Raw genomic sequence first — 18,666 nt, 5'->3', positions numbered from 1 at the left:
TTGAAGGTAAATATTCCGGTATACTGGGATTTAAATGAAATTCATAATAGAAAAAATTTGAAGTTTGCAGTCTCACAGTTTGAGGTTTATCTTGTTCGTGAGTACTTAAAGGAAGCAAAAAAATCAATCCCTGATGGGTTATTGGGTACTTTCTCCTCTTCCATGTACTACGACCTTTTCAACATGGAGCTCTCCCAAATTATTGGTGATTCTTTAGGAAGAAATTTTGAAACTTTTTTCGAAAAGGCTATCAATACCTACACAAAGTTGGGAAGTAAATGAAGGATACACTTTCCGTTTACTACTTAAAAATTCTAAAGTATTCCGATTTTGTTTTTGTACTTCTTATACTGGCCGTTCTTGCCAGTCTGGTTCTTCCCATCCCTCCATTTTTGCTCGATATTTTGCTCACCTTTAGTATTACATTCTCTCTCATCATACTTATGACGACCGTTTATGTTAAACACCCCCTGGAGCTCTCCTCTTTTCCATCCCTACTTCTACTTGCAACTCTACTAAGATTGTCCCTAAACGTTGCCACAACAAGGAGAATCCTCCTTCACGGAAACGAAGGACCAGATGCTGCCGGTAATGTTATTAAAGCTTTTGGTCAGTTTGTAGTTGGGGGTAACTACATCGTTGGAATGGTTGTCTTTTCCATATTGGTTGTTATCAACTACATCGTTATTACAAAGGGAACTGAGAGAATTTCTGAAGTAGCTGCAAGGTTTACCCTTGATGCCATGCCTGGAAAACAGATGAGTATTGATGCAGACCTCAATGCAGGACTCATAGATGAAAAAGAAGCGAGAAGGAGAAGGGAAGAAATTGCAAGGGAGGCCGATTTCTACGGGGCAATGGACGGTGCCTCTAAATTTATTAGGGGTGATGCTGTAGCGGGAATAATAATTACCCTCATAAACATAATTGGAGGCCTTCTTATCGGTATATTTCAACATGGAATGAGCTTTTCTGATGCTGCAAAAACATTTACTCTCCTAACTGTAGGTGATGGGCTGGTTTCTCAGATTCCCTCCCTTGTGACTTCAACGGCTGCAGGACTTATGGTTACAAGGGCAGCAGCAGAAACAGACTTGGGACATGAAATATTCAAACAGCTTACTCAGTACTACAAGCCGTTGTTTATGGGAGCCCTTACTCTCGCTGTTATTGGCATTGTTCCCGGTATGCCGACTCTTCCTTTTGAGCTGCTTGCAGCACTTGTAGCGTCTGTTGGATACATGGTTTACAAGTACGAAACTGTAAAGAGAATTGAAGAAGCAGAGAAAAAAGCAAAGGAACTCCTCAAGCAGGGTAAGGAGGAGAAGAAGGAGGAAGAGTTCATTGTTCAACCGGAACCTATCACTCTGGAATTGGGTTATTCGTTAATTCCCTACGTTGATGAAAGTCAAAACGGCGAACTTGTAAGGAAAATTAAGAATTTAAGAAAGCAGCTTGCTAAGGAGTTGGGAATTGTTATTCCTCTTGTTCACATTAGGGACAACTTAGAATTGAAGCCTAACGAGTACAGAATCCTCCTAAAGGACATTGAAGTAGCCCGAGGTGAGGTTGAGCCTGGAATGTATCTGGCAATAGATACGGGGGGTGTGAGAGGGAAAGTAGAGGGTAAGTTAACGAAGGAACCAACTTTTGGTTTGACTGCGTATTGGATATCTGATAAAGAAAAGGATAAAGCAAAACTTTTAGGCTATACCGTTGTTGATGTTCCAACCGTTTTAGTTACACACCTCTCTGAAGTTATAAAGAGACATGCCCACGAAATTATAAGTAGAGGTGATATCAAAGACTTAGTTACGAAGCTTTCAAGAAAGTACCCTATTGTCAGGGATATGGTTCCCGAGCCGGTTTCCTATGGAATTTTGACGAAAGTGGTACAAAACTTACTTAGGGAAGGGGTCCCTGTAAAGGACTTACTTACAATTATAGAGGCCATTGCCGATAATATTGAGAAGACAAATGACCCAGATATACTAACAGAGTTTGTTCGCCAGGCTTTGTCTCGTTTAATTACCAGCTTGTACGCTCAAAATGGAACCTTAACTGCCCTATCCCTTTCTCCTGAAGCAGAAAATTACATACTACAAAAAGTAAAGGAAAACAACGGATATCTACCTCCTTTAGACCCTGTTTTTGTTCAAAATTTAGTTAAGAGCATTGGTCAAAATATTCGAAAGTTCGTAACACAACATCTCACTCCCGTTATTTTGACCTCTCCCGCTGTTAGAAGGTACGTTAGAGGTATAATTGAACCTTACATGCCGAGCATAGCTGTTCTTTCCTACAGTGAGATTGAACCAGGAGTTCAACTAAACATCGTTGGAGTTGTAGAAGGAAAATGAGCATAAAGGTTTATGAGGGTGAAAACTTAGACGAACTTATAGAACGGGCAAAAAAAGAATTAGGTGATATAGAAATCCTGTACTATGAAGTTGAAAAGAAACCCTCCTTTATTCCCTTTTTGAGAAAGAAAACTTACAAGCTCTTTGTTACTAAAAAGGAACAAAAGGAGAAAATTGAAGAGGATGAGATAAAAAAAGAAATTGAAGAATTAAAAAATATGTTGCTATCTGTAAGTGAGGAAATTTCTAAGTGTTCTTTTCAGCCTGTTATTTCCTATGAGGAATTGGAAAGCAGAAATGTAACTCAAAATTTAAATGAATTTACAGGCGATGCTTTAGAACTTATAGATTTGCTTGTAAAAAAGGGTGTTGATTTAGAGGTCGCCATTGAATTGGTAAAACATTCATGTGGCTTAGATATTGAAACGGATAAACTCGACCTCAGTACTGCTACATTTAGAGAGGCTCTTATTAAGGGATTGGAGGAAATTCTCTCCTTTACTGGTGATTTAAAAATTTCTGAGGGGGAAAAAAGAGTATTTGCCTTTTTAGGTCCAACAGGTGTTGGTAAAACAACCAATTTGTTTAAACTTGCAAGTAAATTTGTAATAGAACAGCAGTTAAAGGTTGGGGTAATTAGTACAGATACTTTTAAAGTAGGAGCCGTTCAGCAAGCAAGGGTTTATGCTTCCATTTTGAACGTTCCGTTTTTTGTTGCAACTGACCCAAAGAAATTAAAGGAGATAGTAAATAATCTTGAGAACTTGGATGTAATTCTGATAGACACAGTAGGTAGAAGCCACTATGATTACTTTAGATTGGGAGAAATAAAAGCAATACTTTCTGGCGTTGGAGCCCCCATAGAAAACTTCCTTCTAATATCGTGTAATTATGATACTAGAGAGGCTATGGAAGTAGTCAATAAGTACAGAAGCTTTTTCCCTATAAAGTACCTTTTCTTCACAAAAATAGACGAAACTTCACAACCAGGGGTTCTTATTAACGTTGGGTATAGGTCTAAATTGCCAGTCTCTTATCTCAGTACAGGGCAGAGGGTTCCTGAGGATATAAGAGTTCTTTCCCCAGCTATTGTTGCAGACTACCTTTTAGGAGAAAGATGAAAACCCAGGTAGACAATTTATTAAAGCTGGTTAAGGAAAAGGAGAATAGAGGGTACAGGAAAGTCCTCTCTTTTGCTAGTGGAAAGGGAGGTGTAGGTAAAACGACAGTTTCTACTTCAATGGCGTACGTTCTTGCTAATTCTTTTGAGAAAAGAGTTCTGCTTCTCGATTGTGATATAGGGTTGGGAAATACCCACATTCTTTTAGGTTTAACTCCAGAGAAGAATCTGAAATCTGTATTAAAAGGAGCCAGTATCGAGGAGGTAGTTCAAAAGGTCTATAACTTCGATGTTGTTTTAGGATTTTCAGGTATTGACTCGTTTGATGAAATAGACTCCTACGAGGCCTCAAATTTGGTTCTACAACTTGAAAGAGTAATTGAAAATTACGACTACATTATTATCGATAACTCTGCCGGTATATCGAGGTTTACTTTAAGTTTCTGTAGAGCATCTTCAGAAACTTACGTAATCACAACTCCAGAACCTACAGCCTTAACCGATGCTTATGCTTTTATCAAGAGCATGAACAAAATATTCAACTATAATAGGTTTAAAATTATAGTTAACATGACCTCAAGTAGAAGGGAGGGTTTTGATACATTTAGTCGTCTTGAATCATCTGTAAGGAAATTTCTTGGATTTGATATAAAACTTGCAGGTATTCTTCCTGAGTCCTCACATGTAAGAAGCACTCTTAGAAGAGGTTCCTTAGTAGTAAAAAGTTATCCCTCAGACCAGTTCTCCTTAGAAGTTAAAAGAATAGCTCAGTTAGATACTGGTGAAGTTGTAAAGGAGGAGAAGGAGAGTTTTATAAAAAGAGTCTTAAAATTTTTAAAAGAAGGGATTTAAATGTATAGAAGGACAAAGACAAAGAAAGAAATTGTTTTAGAGAATCTTCCTTTAGTAAAGAAAATAGCAGGTTCTATCTATAGGAGAATTCCGGAAGGAATTATCGATTTTGATGAGCTTGTTAACACTGGAGTTATAGGTCTAATAAAGGCGGTAGAAAATTACAATGAGAAGAAGTCCAGCTTTTCCACTTATGCTTACATAAAAATTAGAGGCGAAATTTTAGACTATTTAAGGAAGCTTGACCCCCTTCCTAGAAACATTAGAAATAAAATAAAAAAATCTGATTGGAATGAGATAAAGGACGAAGTTTCCTTCTTTATATCTATAGAGAGAGAACTCTTTAATGGTTCTGATACCTTAAAAATTAAGGATACATTAGTTTCTAGTGTTATAAATCCTGAAACTGACCTCATAAAAAAGGAATTGACAGCGTTACTTTCAAGGGCTATTGGGGAATTATCAGAGAGGGAACAGCTGGTTCTTCAACTTCTGTTTGTTGAGGAACTTGATTTGAAGTCAGTTGCTGAAATTTTAGGAGTTACCGTCTCGAGGGTTTCTCAAATTAAGGCCGGAGCTCTTAAAAAGCTAAAGGATATTTTTAAGACTTTGGTATAATTAAAATGTAGTTTTGTAAAGTTGATTGAGGATAAAATGAACCTTTTAAGGATAATATTTAATAACCTTATTAATGGAAAAAAAAAGAAAATGCCCATTCACCCCTCTACCTCATCTTTTGAAGAAATCTTTAAAAGCTTTGCTTGTAATAACGAATCGAATGAGAAAACTAATTCCACTATCAGAGGGAAATCAGAGACAAAAATTAGTGAAGATACCATATTATTCAGTCAATTTCTAATGAAAGGTTTTAAAATTAACGATTTTATTAACATAAATAGTTGTGTTAAAAAAAATAACCTAAAGAGGAATATTAAATTTGTATCTAAAAATTCCAATATTGATAATACTGGAAAGATAAACAAAATAAATAATAAAATAATTTTGAGGAAAGATAAGCTACTATTTGGTGTTAACTTAGTTAAAACTGTTAAAAATTTCAAAAGAAATACTTTTTTAGAGGAACCTCAAAGAAAATTGGTTGGTTATTCTAACAACCAACTTTTAGTTCTCAGAAAAGAACCTAAATTTTTAGGACATAAGGTGAACCTTTACAAAACAAACTTATCTAAAGAAAAAAAAAAGATTAATAAATAGTGAGAAAACAGAAGATAGATTAGATAATCTTCTCTTGAATGTTCCTTTGGAAACGAGAGAATTTACTCATAGGAATTTAATTAAGAAACTAAAGGTATCTAATAATGAGAATTATGGGAAATTTAGTAAGTTTTCTCCTGTTAGAAAGGTTAAAAGAAGTTCATTTGGTAGAGAAAATATTTTTAAAACCGGCCAAAGTAAGCTAATAAGTAAAAAAATTCCCTTAATCAAACTGTATAACATTAATAGAGATACACCAAAAGTTTCTAACTTAAATGATTTTCATCGTAACAACAATTTAAACGTTAAAGAACCACTTAACAGTTCGGTGAACCGAGAAGTAGACTTTCAGGTATTTGAAAATCTCTTAACCTCTTTAGGAAAGAGGGATAATACTAAAAATTTTGTTAGTCCAGCTAACGTTAATCATAAACATAAAGTTTTTACATCTATTCCTTTTAAGAAAAGAAATAAAATTTTTAGTACTAATCTTAATAAGATAAAATTTGAAGGTTCCTATTATTTAAAGGATAATTTTAAAAACGCTATAGATATTATTCAGGGAAGATTTAACTCCAATGAGAGAAAGAATTCAAGAGAAAAGTTTGAAAATAAAAGTTCAACAAATGAGTTAAATTTATTTAGTAATAAAGACCTGTTTTTTAATGTCAACGATAAAACAGACATTCATACTTTTGCCGATCAAAATAACAATTTGTATCATGAAAGCAATTCCGAAGGAAATCTTAATAATTCTTTCACTAAGAATAAAGAATTAATTTTTCCTCGTGACACACAGTTGTTTTCTTTAAACTATTCGGATAAAAATTTGAGTCTTAAACTCAACTTACAGGGTAGAATCATAAATTTGCAAGTTCTAACCCAGTTTTCAATCTATCCTGATTTATCCTCTGAGTTAGCTTCTATAATAAGGAGCCATGGTTTCATTCCAGGGAAATTGTATATAAAATCTAAAAAGGTTAATCATACACTGACTCCAGAACTTAAAGATAAATTGGAGTTAAAGGTTTGAAATACCTGTTTTCCTGCATCTTAAGCGTTTTACTGCTGTGTTCTGCTCATGCAGTTAATATTGATAAGGATTATCAAATTTATAAAAAGGGTATAAGACAGTATAAAATAGGTTCCTATTCTATTGCATTAGATTATTTTCTCAAGCTATTAAAGCCAGATTCTAAATACTACGCAAATGCCCTTCTAATGCTTTCAAAAACCTATTATGCAATTGGTAGAAAGACGGGAAATAAGAAATTTTTCTGGCAAGCTTTAAACTACCTTCAGCTTTATTTTATAAATTTAGGCAATAAAGCTTTACCTTGGGACTACTACTATACCAAGGCGAAAATATATGAAGCCCTTTCCTTTTACGAACAGGCATTAGCAGTTTATAGGGTTGCTTTTCTTAAGGCAAAAACTCAGAAGGAAAGAATCGATACTACAATAGGAATCATCAGAACAGCTCTGTGGAGCCAAAGAATAGATATAGTGGATGAGTATTTTATACTAGTTTCGACCTCTCCTAATTTAAACAGTATTCAAAAAAGGGAGATTCTATTTTTAAAGGGGTTGATTCTCTTTTTAAAGGGGAACTATGAAAAAGCTCTTCCTTACTTCTTTAGGTTATACAAGGAATTTGAAGAATATTTAATAGACAATCCAGAGTACTACTTTATAGTAGCTGAGGATATATATAGAACAGGGAAACTTAATCTCTCTGAACAAGTTTTTAGAAGAATCGCTTCTTTGGTTAAAGACCCGCTAGTTGTTAGAAAGAGCTATATACGTTTAGGTGATATAGAGTTAAAGAAAAACAACTATAAATTGGCATTTATTTATTACTATTCCGTAATTAGGGATTTTCCTACAAGTGAAGAAGCAGAAGTAGCAAGATTAAAGATTATTCCTTTAATGGATATTCCTGTTGTAAAGTACAGAGCTCTTCTTTCAAAGGACCCTGCTTTTGAAAATCCCATTTCCTATATAACGAAAGTCCTTGTTAACTATAGAACTACTTACGTTGGAATATACGCTTTGTCAGATTTTGGTTATTTAGTTTTTAAACTTGGAGCTCCCAAAAACATATTCGATAGGTTAACCTGGGAAGTTTCCCTCATTTTCCCTGAGCAAGTTAAGTTCGAACAAAAAGAATTTCTGAAAAGACTCTGGGAACCCTATTTGTTAAAACTTCCTTCAGAAAAGATGTGTCTGTTGTATCGTTCTAATCCCCGATTTTTCCAATTTACTTTTGATAAAAATATTTTAATAAAAATAGAAAAGGATTTAAAAGCTTGTAATCAAAGGAAATTACGAATAGAGCTTCTTAAATTCATTTTAAATAAGTGGAAAAAGGACAGTGATAGACTGCTTTTGGCCGAAGCTTTATTTGAGGACAAGGATTTTCAAGAGGCCATAGAAGTTTTAAAGAAAGTTAAAAATAAAAATTTATGCTTGTACATAGTATTAAAAGACAAGATTGAGATTATTCTTGGAAATAACCTAAATATAGACACTAAAAGACTGAGGTTTTGTGAAAAAAGATTTCCAACTGACGTTAATTCAATTTTAATTTATTACAATTCTGTTAAGAATAATTTTAATAACGCCTATAAAATTTTAAAATTAAATAAAGGTATTTTAGATGAGTATCAAAATGATATTATTACAAAGATGTCTATTCTGAAATTTTTAGAGTTGTCCCTCCAAAATGATAATTACTTAGCTGTTTTTTCTGTTTCTAAAAGTTTAATAAAGAAGGGATATAAGGATTGTCTTATCGGAAGTTTTTATACAATATCATCAACGAGACTCGGGAAACTTGACGATGCACGTAGGGGGTATGCTTTGATAAAGGGGTGTGTAGATAATATGGCAATTGTTTCAAGGACAGCCTACGAAGACTTATTATTGGAGGAAAACAATGGAAATCTTTAAGAGTCTTTTACCGTTAGAAGAGGGAATTACATATTTTTTTAGACGTTCAGAAGTTATACAGGGAAATATAGCCAACGTTGATACTCCAAATTACGTTCCTAAAGACCTCATATTTGAGAAGGAGTTTAAGAAGAATCTCAGTTTGAAGAGAACTGACCCGAAACATATGGACCCATACTTCACAACTTCTGTAAAGTTTAAAGAAATTAAAGATGAAACATACTCAGGATATGATTCCAATGAGGTAAATCTTGATAGAGAGTTGGCTAAGTTTGCTGAATCTAACGTTATGATAAAGGCTCTTAATGAAATTTTGAGAAAGGAGATTGGAAAAATTAAACTAGCTATTCAGGGGAGATAGGTATGATTTTCAAGGGATTAGAAGTATCCTTGACTGGAATGCTTTCACAGAGAGTTAGAATGCTAACTTCTTCAAGTAATCTAGCCAACGCAAATTCTATAGATGAAAATGGAAAACCCTATAGAAGGAAAGTGCCAATTTTTGAAGCTGTTTTAGAAGACGAAGGAGGAGTTCCAGTTTACAGGGTGAGGGTTAAGAAAATTGTGGAAGACCCGTCTTCCTTTAGGTTAAAGTATGACCCAAAAAATCCCCTTGCTGATGAGAAGGGATACGTACACTTACCCAATGTTGATCCTATAAAAGAAATGGTTGATATGATTTCGGCAGTTAGAAGCTACGAGGCAAATTTAACGGCTTTCAATACCTATAAAAACAGCTTATTAGATACATTAAACATCTTAAAAGCTTAGGGGGAGATATGAAAATCTTTCTTGATTCCAATATTCCAAATCAAGTCTTAGGACAGAAATATAAAAATCAAAAGTCCGGTTTTGAAGAAGTCTTAGAAGGCTTTTTAAAGGAAGTAAATCAGAATCAGATTAGTGCCAGAAATGTAGAGAATCTCCTGTCCCAAGGAAAAATAAAAAACTTTGAAGAGGCGATGTTTATTATTGAAAAGGCAGATATTTCCTTAAGACTTCTAACGGAAATTAGAAATAAGGCTTTGGAAAGCTATCAGGAAATTATGAGAATGCAGGTATAGGGAGCTCTCCTTGAATTTTGAAGAATTAAAGGCTAAATTCCAGAAGTTTCTAAAGGAAAATGCAACTCCAAGGAATATTGCTCTGACCTTAGGAGCTCTTACTTTGCTTTCTTTTCTTGGATTTATTCTAATTACTCATTCTCCTGAAAAGGATTATGCTGTTTTGTATACCCATTTAAATCCCGATGATGCAGGTGAAATCCTTTCTGTTTTACAGGAAAGTCACATTCCATACAAAGTTGAGGGTGATGGTTCTATTATCTTAGTTCCTAAGGATAAAGTCTATGAAGTAAGGCTGAAATTGGCAGCTAAGGGAATCCCTCACGGTAAAACAGTTGGTTTCGAAATATTTGATGAACCCAAGTTAGGTATAACCCAATTTCAAGAAAACGTTAACTATTTAAGAGCTTTAGAAGGGGAATTGGAAAGAACAATTGAATCAATAGATGCCATTGAGGAAGCTAAGGTCAATATAGCTTTACCGAAGGATTCCATTTTTGTAAGGGAAACTCAAGAGCCGAAAGCTTCTATTCTAATAAAACTCTGGCCTGGTAGGGATTTAACCCCTGAACAGGTTAAAGCAATAGTTTTTTTGGTTTCTCATGCCGTTCCTGGTTTGAAACCTGAAAATGTTGAAGTTGTCGATAATAGGGGGAGGGTTCTTACTGACTTGTTAGATATTAACAATGAAAATCAGGTCCTATCCTCTAAGGAGCTCCAGATAAAAAAGCGATTAGAGAGAGACATAGAGAGAAAAGTTAGAGCTATGCTTTCTCGAGTTTTAGGAAGTGGTAAAGTGGTAGTAAGTGCTTCTGTTGAAATAGAAACAGGAAGCGTTAAAAGAAAGGAAGAGATATACAATCCGGATATGGTTGCTGTTGTCAGTCAGAGAAAGATAAAAGAGAAGGAGAAGGGACAGAAGAAAGAACCCCAAGGAATTCCCGGTTCTACTACTAACGTTCCTCCTGTTGTTAATACGGGTTCTCCATCTCAAACAACAGAAAGGGAGAAGCAGGACGTAACCACCAACTATGACGTTTCCAAAACAGTTCAGGAATCAATATTACCAATTTTTAAAATAAAGAGAATAACTGTCGGTGTTTTGATAGACGGTAAGTACAAAAAAATTGTTAACAAGGATGGTTCTATTGAATATAAGTTTGTACAAAGACCTCCTGATGAAATGAAAATCTATGAAAGTATAGTAAAAAGTGCTATAGGTTATGACCCAAAGAGAGGAGACCAGGTGACGGTGGCAAGTGTTCCTTTTGAGTCTAAGCTTTTAAGTCAACAAGGGGCAGAAGTTGGAAGAAAGTGGAATGTATGGTACTTTGTTGCAGCAGGTTTCATTCTGTTGATGACAACTGGAGTTATGGTAGTTATTTTTAGAAAGAGAAAGGTTCCACCTCCTCAGAAACCTATGGAACTTCCTGGGGCTGAAACTCTCTTAGCTGAGCTTGAGACTAAGAAAAAAGAGGGAGAATTTGAGGAAATTAACCTGCAACAAAACCCTAAATACCTAAAACTTGTAGAAATAGGTAAGGATTATCCTGAATTGTTGGCAAATGTGATAGGAAAATGGTTGAAAGAGGAAGGAACTAAATGATAAATCTAGACGATTTTTCTGTATTTTTTTTAGAGAAAAAGGATGTAAATAAGAAAGAAGAGGAACGGAATATTGAAAAAGAATTGGAAGATTTAAGATTACATTATCAGAATGAGATATTACTATTGAAGAAAAAGTATGAAGAAAACTTAGAGAAGATAAAGGAAGAGTATTACCAACGTGGATTTCATGAGGGAATGAGGAGTAAGGAAAATGAACTAAGAAAGTATTTTACTCAAGAGTTAGAAAGGATTGCTCAAGAGAAGGAAGCAGAAATATCAAAGTTTATGGAGTATTTAAAGCAAAATTTAGTAAAATTTGAAGAACATAATAAGGAAACCATCTTAAAGTTGCTTAATAGTCTTGTGGATTCACTTTCTGAGATTTTTGAATACCTGTATATTTCTAAAGATAACTTGTCATTTTTAGAAAAAAAGATTAAAGAGCTGATAAAAACTTTTGAAGATGAGAAATTTCTTTATTTAGAAGCAGGAAAAAAGCTGTATGATTTTTTAGAAAAATCTGAATTATCCAAGTTAAACATTAAACTTAACCAGAGTTTATGGGATTACGATTTCAAACTTAATTTTAAAGACTTTGAGATTGAATCAAAATTTTCGGAAAAGATGAAGATATTAAAAGATGAATTTGAAAAAGAGATTAAAAAACTTACCAAAATTTAAGGTGATAGGAAAAGTCCTTGCTGTTAATGGCTCTATTGTAGAAGCAAAACTGCCTCGTGTCCATATTGGTGATTTCTGTGTGATAAACAACTCTCAAGGGGCTGAGGTAGTTGGTTTTAAAAATGGAAAAACCCTACTAATGTCCTATGACGATTTATCTGGAGTTACCATTGGTACCAAGGTAGAAGCTAAACTTTCGGGATTGAAAATTCCAGTCGGAAAGAACTTATTGGGTGCAGTAATCGACCCGTTTGGAAATGTGCTTAACGGAAAAAGTTTTGTTCCTACAGACTTTGTTCCTTTAAAGCCTTCTCCTGTAAATCCTCTTGAAAGGGAGAGAATAAAGGAACCGTTAGATGTAGGTATCAGGGTTGTTAATTCTCTTTTAACATTAGGTAAAGGACAGAGAGTAGGAATCTTTGCCGGAGCAGGAGTTGGAAAAAGTACTTTACTGGGAATGATTTCTCGGTTTACAGATGCTGATGTTAATGTAATTGCTTTAATAGGGGAGAGAGGAAGAGAAGTTAAGGAATTTATTGAGGATAATTTAGGTAAAGAAGGAATGGAAAAGTCTGTTGTTGTTGTTGCAACTTCTGATATGCCACCCTTAGCGAAGGTTCGAGCAGCTTATACCGCATGTGCCATTAGTGAATATTTCTCATCAAAAGGAAAAAATGTACTGCTACTTGTCGATTCCTTAACAAGATTTGCTATGGCTCAGAGGGAAATAGGACTGTCAGTTGGAGAACCTCCAACCTCGAAGGGATATACACCTTCTGTTTTCTCTTCCTTAGCCAAGCTGATAGAGAGAGCAGGAAACTTTTCCCACGGAGGGAGTATTACAGGAATTTTTACAGTTCTTGTTGAGGGGGATGAAATTGCTACAGACCCAATAGCCGATGCTTCGGTAGGTCTTCTTGATGGTCACATAGTTCTTTCCAGAGAGATGGCTAATAGAAGATTATTTCCTGCTATTGATATTTTACAGAGCATAAGTAGGCTGACTCCTTACCTGGTGGATGAGAACGTACAAAAGTTGCAGTCTGTAATTTTCCGATTGGAAAGTACTTATAGGGAAAATAGGGAACTCATTCAACTGGGAATTTACAAGAAAGGAACGTCCCCTTTAGTTGACCTTGCTATCTATGGACATGAAAAGTTAGAATCATTTATAAAACAGGACATGAAGGAAAGAATAAACCTTGGAGACTCCTTTCAGGAGCTTAGTAATTTGGTAGAATTAATTCAGAAGGAGGGAGAAAAGTATGGATGTAGGGAGTCTTTACTTTAATAAAAGTAAACCAAAGATTGTCGATGCAGGATACGATAATTCCAAGATGTCTAGAACAGATTTTATGAAAGTTCTCCTAACCCAGCTCCAATGGCAGGATCCTTTAGAAGCTGAGAATATAGATGATATGATAAATAACTCTGTTAAACTTAGAGAAATGGAAGTTTTGGATACCTTTGAAAATAATATTGATAAGATGATTGAATCAATCAAGACCGTTTCTCTATTTTATGCTTCTAACTTTATTGGGAAAAAAGTTATTTATGAGGGGTCAAAGATTGTTGTAAAGAATGGAAAAGGGCAATTTTCCTTTAATTTAAATTCCCCTGCTTCAAAAGTAGATATTTTAGTAACTGATAACGTAGGGAACGTTGTAGATAGGAAGGAGTTTTTCAATCTTACCGCTGGAACTTATCCTGTTGAAGTAACTTTAAATGATGGTTATTACAATGTGATAGTTGAATCAGAGAATTCAGATGGAAGTAAAGAAGAGTTAAAAATAGAATCAGAAGTTAACGTTTCTGCAGTAAGAAAAGAAAACGATAAAGTGGTTTTAGATACGGAGATTGGGGAGATACCAATAGAAAATATTATTGGTTTAGGAGGATGATATGCTTCAATCGTTCTATACTGCTTTTACAGGTTTAAGTGCCGATAAGAGGTGGCTATCCGTTATTTCAGATAACATTGCAAATGTTAATACAGTTGGTTTTAAATCGGAAAGAGCAATTTTTGAGGATTTACTGTCACGAAGTTTAACAACAATTAAGAATGGAGCTCCAGTTAACCAAGAAATTGGAGGTGGAACTTTTGTAAGTGCCACCGTTAAGGATTTTAGTCAAGGAACGTTTATGAATACTAATAATCCTTTAGACCTGGCTCTGGATGGAGAAGGTTTCTTTATGGTTAAGGATAATGAGGGAGCTACTTACTACACCCGTAATGGACAGTTTAGGCTTGATGCTAATGGAAACGTAGTGAACATGCTTGGAATGAAAGTTCAGGGATGGATGTTGGATGAAAATGGGAATATATCTGGAGCCCTTAGCAGTATCAGTATTCCAATGTCTATAGACCCTAAAACTACTACCTACGTAGCTTTTAAAGAACCAAGCAACTTGGACTCAAGGGCCGAATTTATAGAGGACAATCCCAATACTGCCGATGTAGATGAGTCTATTTTCAATCCCGCTAACTCAGACACGTTTAATTATGTTAATAGTGTAACTATTTATGATTCTTTGGGAAATCCCCATCAGCTTGACTACTATTTCATTCATAAACAGGATTCAACCGGAAGTTACTGGCTTATTTATTCTTCGATTGACGGGAAACCCGTGGAAATACCCAAAGATGGAAACAATTACGCTTTTCTGAAGGTTAAGTTCCAAACGAACGGTTCCATAGACCCGGTAAACATAAAAGGGTATGGAAAAGTTTCTGATAACTCTGGTGAAACACTCACAGAAAGCTCGGATAATGGAGAATTCACTCTTTCAAATACTCCTGTGGTTCCAGGAAGTATTGGAGAGATAACGTACACTATCGGTGGACAAAACAGAACTCTATTAGATAACGGAAAGGGCCAGTTGATTGATAAAGAAACAGGAGATGTTAGAGGTACTATAGATTACTCCTCTGGAAAAATATTTATTTCTGAACTTGCTGGCAACGGTTCAACTGATAGTATCAACGTATCTTCGTATCAATACTACGACTCTTCTGAGTCCACTAACGCGTTAGATCCAAAAAGAATTCAGACGGCTGCCGTCGATTTGGACGGTGGAGCTGCTCCAATAAAACTTTCCTATAACTTACTTCAGTTAAAACAGTTAGCTTCTGACTTTATGTTCTATGCAGAACAGGATGGTAACAGTAAGGGAGATTTGGTATCTATCTCGGTAAGTGAAGATGGGCTTATTAATGCTACTTATACAAACGGAAAAGTGAGAAATATCGCAAGGTTAGCAGTTGCTACTTTTAAGGATAAGGAAATGCTGGTTAGGAAAGGAAGTTGGCTATACGTGCCTAACATGCAGACTTACACTCCAGTAATTATGCCTGGTGGAGCTGTATCAAAAATAAGAAGCGGTATGCTTGAAATGTCAAACGTTGATATAGCGAATGAGTTTATTAACCTTATAACGGCTCAACGTTCGTACCAGGCAAATGCCAGAGTTATTACCACAGATGACCAAATTCTCCAGGAAACTATGAACATAAAGAGGTAATCTAAATGGCTGAAGAGGAAAAAGCTCAAGAGGAGAAAAAAGGCGGTAAAGGGAAATTAATTTTTCTTATACTGTTAGTTTTGATTTTGGCAGCAGGAGGTGGAGCTGCGTATAAGTTTCTCGTTTTAGATAAGAAAAAGGCTGCTGAGACGAAAGAAAAGCAGGCTGAAAAAATTATAGAGGAGATAAAAGCTACCGAGAACGTAGGAGTAATGTTTGACTTAGGAACATTTGTAGTAAACTTGGCTGACCCAGATATAGAAAGGTATCTAAAAGTTTCTATTGTTTTAGAACTGAAGGACCAGAAGGTTCAACAGGAAGCACAGAAGAGGCTACCTGAGATTAAAGATGCCATAACAACACTGTTACTGACTAAGAGGAGCTCAGATTTGAGAACTCCTGAAGGAATAGAGTACTTAAAGGAAGAAATAGCTAAGAGAGTCAATGCAATTCTTCCTTTAGGTGGTGTAAAGAATGTGTACTTCACAGAGTTTATAATTCAGACAGGTTAAACATGCGAAGTTTAGAGGAATTTAAGGAGATACAGCTTAAGTTAACTCTTATTTTAGGAAAGAAAGAAATGTACCTTTCTAAGGTTTTGAATTTGAAAGAGGGTGATTTAATAGTTTTTGATACGAAGCTCGATGACTATTTAAAGGTAACTTTAAATGAATCAGACTTTGGAGTGGCCGAAATTATAGTAATAAATAACAAATTCGGTTTGAGGTTGGTTGACCTTGTCTGAAGAATATTTAAGATTCCTACTTAATTCTTTATCCTTAATAGTTGCTTTATTAGTAATGTATATCTTCCTAAAATTTAAGGGTATCTTTGGGCAGAAATTTTCTCAAAAATTTTTGAATAAAAACATCCTTGTGCTTGATAGAGTATTTCTTACGAAGGACTCTCAATTGTTACTATTGAAAGTTAACAAAAGGATTTTCTTGATTTTCTCAGGTAGAGAAAATGCCTATATCCTGAAAGAGTGGGATGATGAAAAAAACAAGCTTTCTTCTTTTAACGAGTCTTCTTCTGATTCCACAAAATAGTTATGCTCAAAATATTTCTCAGGTGATGGACAGTCTCGGCAATGTTGATATAACGCTGAAAATTTTATTTTTAATAACAATTTTAGCCTTAGCTCCCTCCATCTTGATAACAGTGACAAGTTTCACCAGAATTGTAATTATCCTCTCCCTTTTAAGACATGCTTTAGGAACTCCTCAAACTCCTCCCAATCAAGTAGTTATTGCTCTTTCTCTGTTTTTAACTTTTTTCTCAATGGCTCCGACCTTTAAAAAAATAGACAATGTGGCTCTTAAACCCTATTTAAATGGTAAATTATCCGATGTTGAAGCTGTAAAAAAAGCTACTTTACCGTTAAAGGAATTTATGATAAGAAACACAAGAAAGGAAGATTTGAAACTCTTCTTAGACATAAGGGGAGAAAAACCCAAAAATCCAGAAGAAGTATCTATGGTTACCCTCATTCCAGCTTTTATGGTAAGTGAAATTAGAACTGCCTTTGAATTTGTCTTTGTTGTATTTTTACCATTTATAGTTATAGACCTATTAGTAGCAAGTATACTTATGTCAATGGGAATGATGATGATTCCTCCAATGATGTTATCATTACCTTTTAAACTTATACTGTTTGTTGTTTCTGGAGGATGGGAATTACTCGTAAAGTCAATTTTGGTGAGCTATAAATGACGGTTGACGAGGTAATAACTCTTGGTCAAAGGATGTTAGAAATCTCCTTAATAGTAGGAACCCCTGTTTTACTAACTACGTTTATTGTTGGAATTGTCATTAGCATAATTCAGGCTGCAACTCAAATTCATGAAATGACTTTAACATTCATACCTAAAATATTAGCTACTCTTTTAGTTATATTTGTATTGGGTAGTTGGATGTTTATAAAGCTTGTTGAATATACAAAACAGAACTTTCAATACTTATTAAGTATTGTAAAATGAACGACTTTATTAATTACTTTTCTTCCCACTTTGGAGTATTCCTGTTAGTTTTAGCAAGAATGTCTTCGTTGTTTCTTTCTTTTCCTTTGGCTTTAATGAACTTTCTACCTCTAAATATAAGGATTATATTTTTATTATCTCTGTCCTTTTTCATTCTTCCTTATATAGAAGGAGTTTTTTATCTGTCCGAAATTTCCTTAATTTCCTTTCTTTTATTAGTTCTAAAGGAGATTCTAACAGGTTTTTTTCTCTCCCTCGTAACATGGATATTTTACAGTATTGCTGTTTATTCAGCTGAACTGATAAGTTATATGATGGGGTTAACCATTGTTAATATTTTTGACCCAACCTTTGGAATGGTTTCCGTTCTCGGAAGATTTTTCATTTTTCTATTTCTAATTGTGTTTTTCTCAACAGGAGCATATCAAATTTTCTTTGGAGCAATTTTTGAAAGTTTTAAAATTATTCCAATAGGTGGATTCCCTATCTCTGATTCACTACTAAAATTTTTCATTAGAGAAGGAACTCTTTTGTTTTACCTTGGTTTTAAATTGGCCTTTCCCTTCATTTTCACTCTCTTCGTTGTTAACCTCGCTTTAGCACTCATCAACAGGCTGATTCCACAGATAAACGTATTTATAGTAGGCCTTCCTTTACAGCTCTATATAGGAATCCTTTTTCTCCTTTTAGGATTTAATACTCTAATACACTTTTTTAGAATTCTAAATGAAAGATTTATTGATGAATTGTTGTCAGCAATAAAATTACTTGGGGGTTAGTTGGCAAAGGACCCATCGAAAACGGAAAAGGCGACACCGCGGCGGCGCCAAAAGGCAAGAGAGGAAGGACAGGTTCTTAAAAGTCAGGATGTTCCAATAGCTTTTTCACTAATCATTACCTCTTTAGCTTTAATTTTTTACATGCCATTTGTTTTTAATAAGTGTAGGGATTTAACGTACTATTCTCTTTCTCAGGTATACACTTTAAATATTCAACATATTCTATTCGCTTCAGTTTATATTTTTTTTCTGACGATAACTCCTCTTTTTATTCTATTACTTTTGACAGGTATATTCTCTAATGTAATTCAATTTGGTTTTATTTTTACGTTAAAAACTTTAATACCAAAGCTCTCAAATATCAATCCTATGTTCTCGTTCAATACATGGTGGACACCCTGGTGTTTTTTAATATATTCCTCAAACTTCTCTACTGGAGTCTTATAACCAAGACCTTGATGAGGCCTAACGAAGTTGTAAAAGTTCAGATACCTAAATAACTTCCTGTTCATTTCATCAACTTTCGGCTCAGTC

General features: G+C 34.7%; 22 protein-coding genes and 2 pseudogenes. 22 read left to right on the top strand and 2 right to left on the bottom strand.

Features of this window, described 5'->3' with window-relative positions:
- The 20 genes from FN732_RS04920 (at position 1) to fliQ (ending at position 17,353) form a co-directional block, all read left to right on the top strand.
- Entirely contained in the window at positions 1 to 282 is a 282-nt protein-coding gene (locus tag FN732_RS04920) for a flagellar biosynthesis protein FlgJ (protein WP_142935375.1), read from the top strand.
- A complete protein-coding gene (gene flhA / locus FN732_RS04915; RefSeq protein ID WP_142935373.1) occupies positions 279 to 2,360 on the top strand; it encodes a flagellar biosynthesis protein FlhA in 2,082 nt (693 codons plus the stop codon). Before FN732_RS04920 ends, flhA begins: the two co-directional genes overlap by 4 nt.
- Positions 2,357 to 3,481 carry a flagellar biosynthesis protein FlhF gene (locus FN732_RS04910; RefSeq protein ID WP_142935371.1) on the top strand — a complete coding sequence of 375 codons (1,125 nt, stop codon included), beginning with the start codon at positions 2,357 to 2,359 and terminating at the stop codon, positions 3,479 to 3,481. The genes flhA and FN732_RS04910 overlap by 4 nt, the downstream gene beginning before the upstream one ends.
- Positions 3,478 to 4,332 carry an AAA family ATPase gene (locus FN732_RS04905; RefSeq protein ID WP_142935369.1) on the top strand — a complete coding sequence of 285 codons (855 nt, stop codon included), beginning with the start codon at positions 3,478 to 3,480 and terminating at the stop codon, positions 4,330 to 4,332. The genes FN732_RS04910 and FN732_RS04905 overlap by 4 nt, the downstream gene beginning before the upstream one ends.
- The gene (locus FN732_RS04900) at positions 4,333 to 4,950 is read left to right on the top strand and encodes a sigma-70 family RNA polymerase sigma factor (RefSeq protein ID WP_142935367.1); all 618 of its coding nucleotides are present in this window, start codon (positions 4,333 to 4,335) and stop codon (positions 4,948 to 4,950) included. It begins immediately after the preceding gene.
- 21 nt (positions 4,951 to 4,971) lie between these two features.
- Positions 4,972 to 5,547, top strand: a complete 576-nt coding sequence (locus FN732_RS04895; RefSeq protein WP_185954252.1) for a hypothetical protein — start codon at positions 4,972 to 4,974, stop codon at positions 5,545 to 5,547.
- A gap of 46 nt (positions 5,548 to 5,593) precedes the next feature.
- Positions 5,594 to 6,580 (top strand): hypothetical protein, encoded by a 987-nt coding sequence (locus FN732_RS04890; RefSeq protein ID WP_142935363.1) that lies wholly within the window; start codon positions 5,594 to 5,596, stop codon positions 6,578 to 6,580.
- Positions 6,577 to 8,499, top strand: a complete 1,923-nt coding sequence (locus FN732_RS04885; protein ID WP_142935361.1) for a tetratricopeptide repeat protein — start codon at positions 6,577 to 6,579, stop codon at positions 8,497 to 8,499. The genes FN732_RS04890 and FN732_RS04885 overlap by 4 nt, the downstream gene beginning before the upstream one ends.
- Positions 8,486 to 8,860: a flagellar basal body rod protein FlgB gene (gene flgB, locus FN732_RS04880; RefSeq protein ID WP_142935359.1), complete on the top strand. Its 375-nt coding sequence runs from the start codon at positions 8,486 to 8,488 to the stop codon at positions 8,858 to 8,860. Before FN732_RS04885 ends, flgB begins: the two co-directional genes overlap by 14 nt.
- A gap of 2 nt (positions 8,861 to 8,862) precedes the next feature.
- Entirely contained in the window at positions 8,863 to 9,270 is a 408-nt protein-coding gene (flgC, locus tag FN732_RS04875; protein ID WP_142935356.1) for a flagellar basal body rod protein FlgC, read from the top strand.
- Between the two features lie 8 nt (positions 9,271 to 9,278).
- Complete coding sequence (gene fliE / locus FN732_RS04870) at positions 9,279 to 9,563, top strand: flagellar hook-basal body complex protein FliE (protein ID WP_142935354.1); 285 nt, start codon at positions 9,279 to 9,281, stop codon at positions 9,561 to 9,563.
- Positions 9,564 to 9,573: 10 nt separating this feature from the next.
- The gene (gene fliF / locus FN732_RS04865; RefSeq protein ID WP_142935352.1) at positions 9,574 to 11,169 is read left to right on the top strand and encodes a flagellar basal-body MS-ring/collar protein FliF; all 1,596 of its coding nucleotides are present in this window, start codon (positions 9,574 to 9,576) and stop codon (positions 11,167 to 11,169) included.
- On the top strand, positions 11,166 to 11,852 hold the full coding sequence (locus tag FN732_RS04860; protein WP_142935350.1) for a hypothetical protein: 687 nt from the start codon (positions 11,166 to 11,168) through the stop codon (positions 11,850 to 11,852). Before fliF ends, FN732_RS04860 begins: the two co-directional genes overlap by 4 nt.
- Positions 11,812 to 13,143, top strand: a complete 1,332-nt coding sequence (locus FN732_RS04855) for a FliI/YscN family ATPase (RefSeq protein ID WP_142935348.1) — start codon at positions 11,812 to 11,814, stop codon at positions 13,141 to 13,143. Before FN732_RS04860 ends, FN732_RS04855 begins: the two co-directional genes overlap by 41 nt.
- Entirely contained in the window at positions 13,118 to 13,753 is a 636-nt protein-coding gene (locus FN732_RS04850; protein WP_142935346.1) for a flagellar hook assembly protein FlgD, read from the top strand. Before FN732_RS04855 ends, FN732_RS04850 begins: the two co-directional genes overlap by 26 nt.
- Before the next feature lies 1 nt (position 13,754).
- Positions 13,755 to 15,374, top strand: a complete 1,620-nt coding sequence (locus tag FN732_RS04845) for a flagellar hook protein FlgE (RefSeq protein ID WP_142935344.1) — start codon at positions 13,755 to 13,757, stop codon at positions 15,372 to 15,374.
- A 5-nt stretch (positions 15,375 to 15,379) separates the two neighbouring features.
- On the top strand, positions 15,380 to 15,886 hold the full coding sequence (locus FN732_RS04840) for a flagellar basal body-associated FliL family protein (protein WP_142935342.1): 507 nt from the start codon (positions 15,380 to 15,382) through the stop codon (positions 15,884 to 15,886).
- Positions 15,887 to 15,888: 2 nt separating this feature from the next.
- Positions 15,889 to 16,119, top strand: a complete 231-nt coding sequence (locus FN732_RS04835; protein WP_142935340.1) for a FliM/FliN family flagellar motor switch protein — start codon at positions 15,889 to 15,891, stop codon at positions 16,117 to 16,119.
- Between the two features lie 245 nt (positions 16,120 to 16,364).
- Positions 16,365 to 17,087, top strand: a complete 723-nt coding sequence (fliP, locus tag FN732_RS04830; RefSeq protein WP_425456873.1) for a flagellar type III secretion system pore protein FliP — start codon at positions 16,365 to 16,367, stop codon at positions 17,085 to 17,087.
- On the top strand, positions 17,084 to 17,353 hold the full coding sequence (fliQ, locus tag FN732_RS04825; protein ID WP_142935336.1) for a flagellar biosynthesis protein FliQ: 270 nt from the start codon (positions 17,084 to 17,086) through the stop codon (positions 17,351 to 17,353). Before fliP ends, fliQ begins: the two co-directional genes overlap by 4 nt.
- Positions 17,354 to 17,366: 13 nt before the next feature.
- Here the strand turns inward: fliQ and FN732_RS09720 are convergent, their stop codons facing one another.
- Positions 17,367 to 17,507: a hypothetical protein gene (locus FN732_RS09720; protein WP_246051340.1), complete on the bottom strand. Its 141-nt coding sequence runs from the start codon at positions 17,505 to 17,507 to the stop codon at positions 17,367 to 17,369.
- On the opposite strand from FN732_RS09720, the gene FN732_RS04820 reads away from it, so the two are divergent.
- Positions 17,449 to 18,132: a flagellar biosynthetic protein FliR gene (locus FN732_RS04820; protein ID WP_246051335.1), complete on the top strand. Its 684-nt coding sequence runs from the start codon at positions 17,449 to 17,451 to the stop codon at positions 18,130 to 18,132. The two genes, FN732_RS09720 and FN732_RS04820, sit on opposite strands and share 59 nt — an antisense overlap.
- Positions 18,133 to 18,453 (top strand): annotated as a pseudogene (locus FN732_RS04815) (EscU/YscU/HrcU family type III secretion system export apparatus switch protein); the annotation flags it as partial.
- On the opposite strand, the pseudogene FN732_RS04810 reads toward FN732_RS04815, so the two are convergent.
- Positions 18,441 to 18,666 (bottom strand): annotated as a pseudogene (locus FN732_RS04810) (integrase core domain-containing protein); the annotation flags it as partial. The pseudogenes FN732_RS04815 and FN732_RS04810 sit on opposite strands and share 13 nt — an antisense overlap.

The sequence above is a fragment of the Balnearium lithotrophicum genome, from assembly GCF_900182585.1.
GTDB lineage: Bacteria > Aquificota > Aquificia > Desulfurobacteriales > Desulfurobacteriaceae > Balnearium > Balnearium lithotrophicum.
Note: the sequence above shows the minus strand (reverse complement) of the source record. Positions and strands in the feature narration are given on the sequence as shown.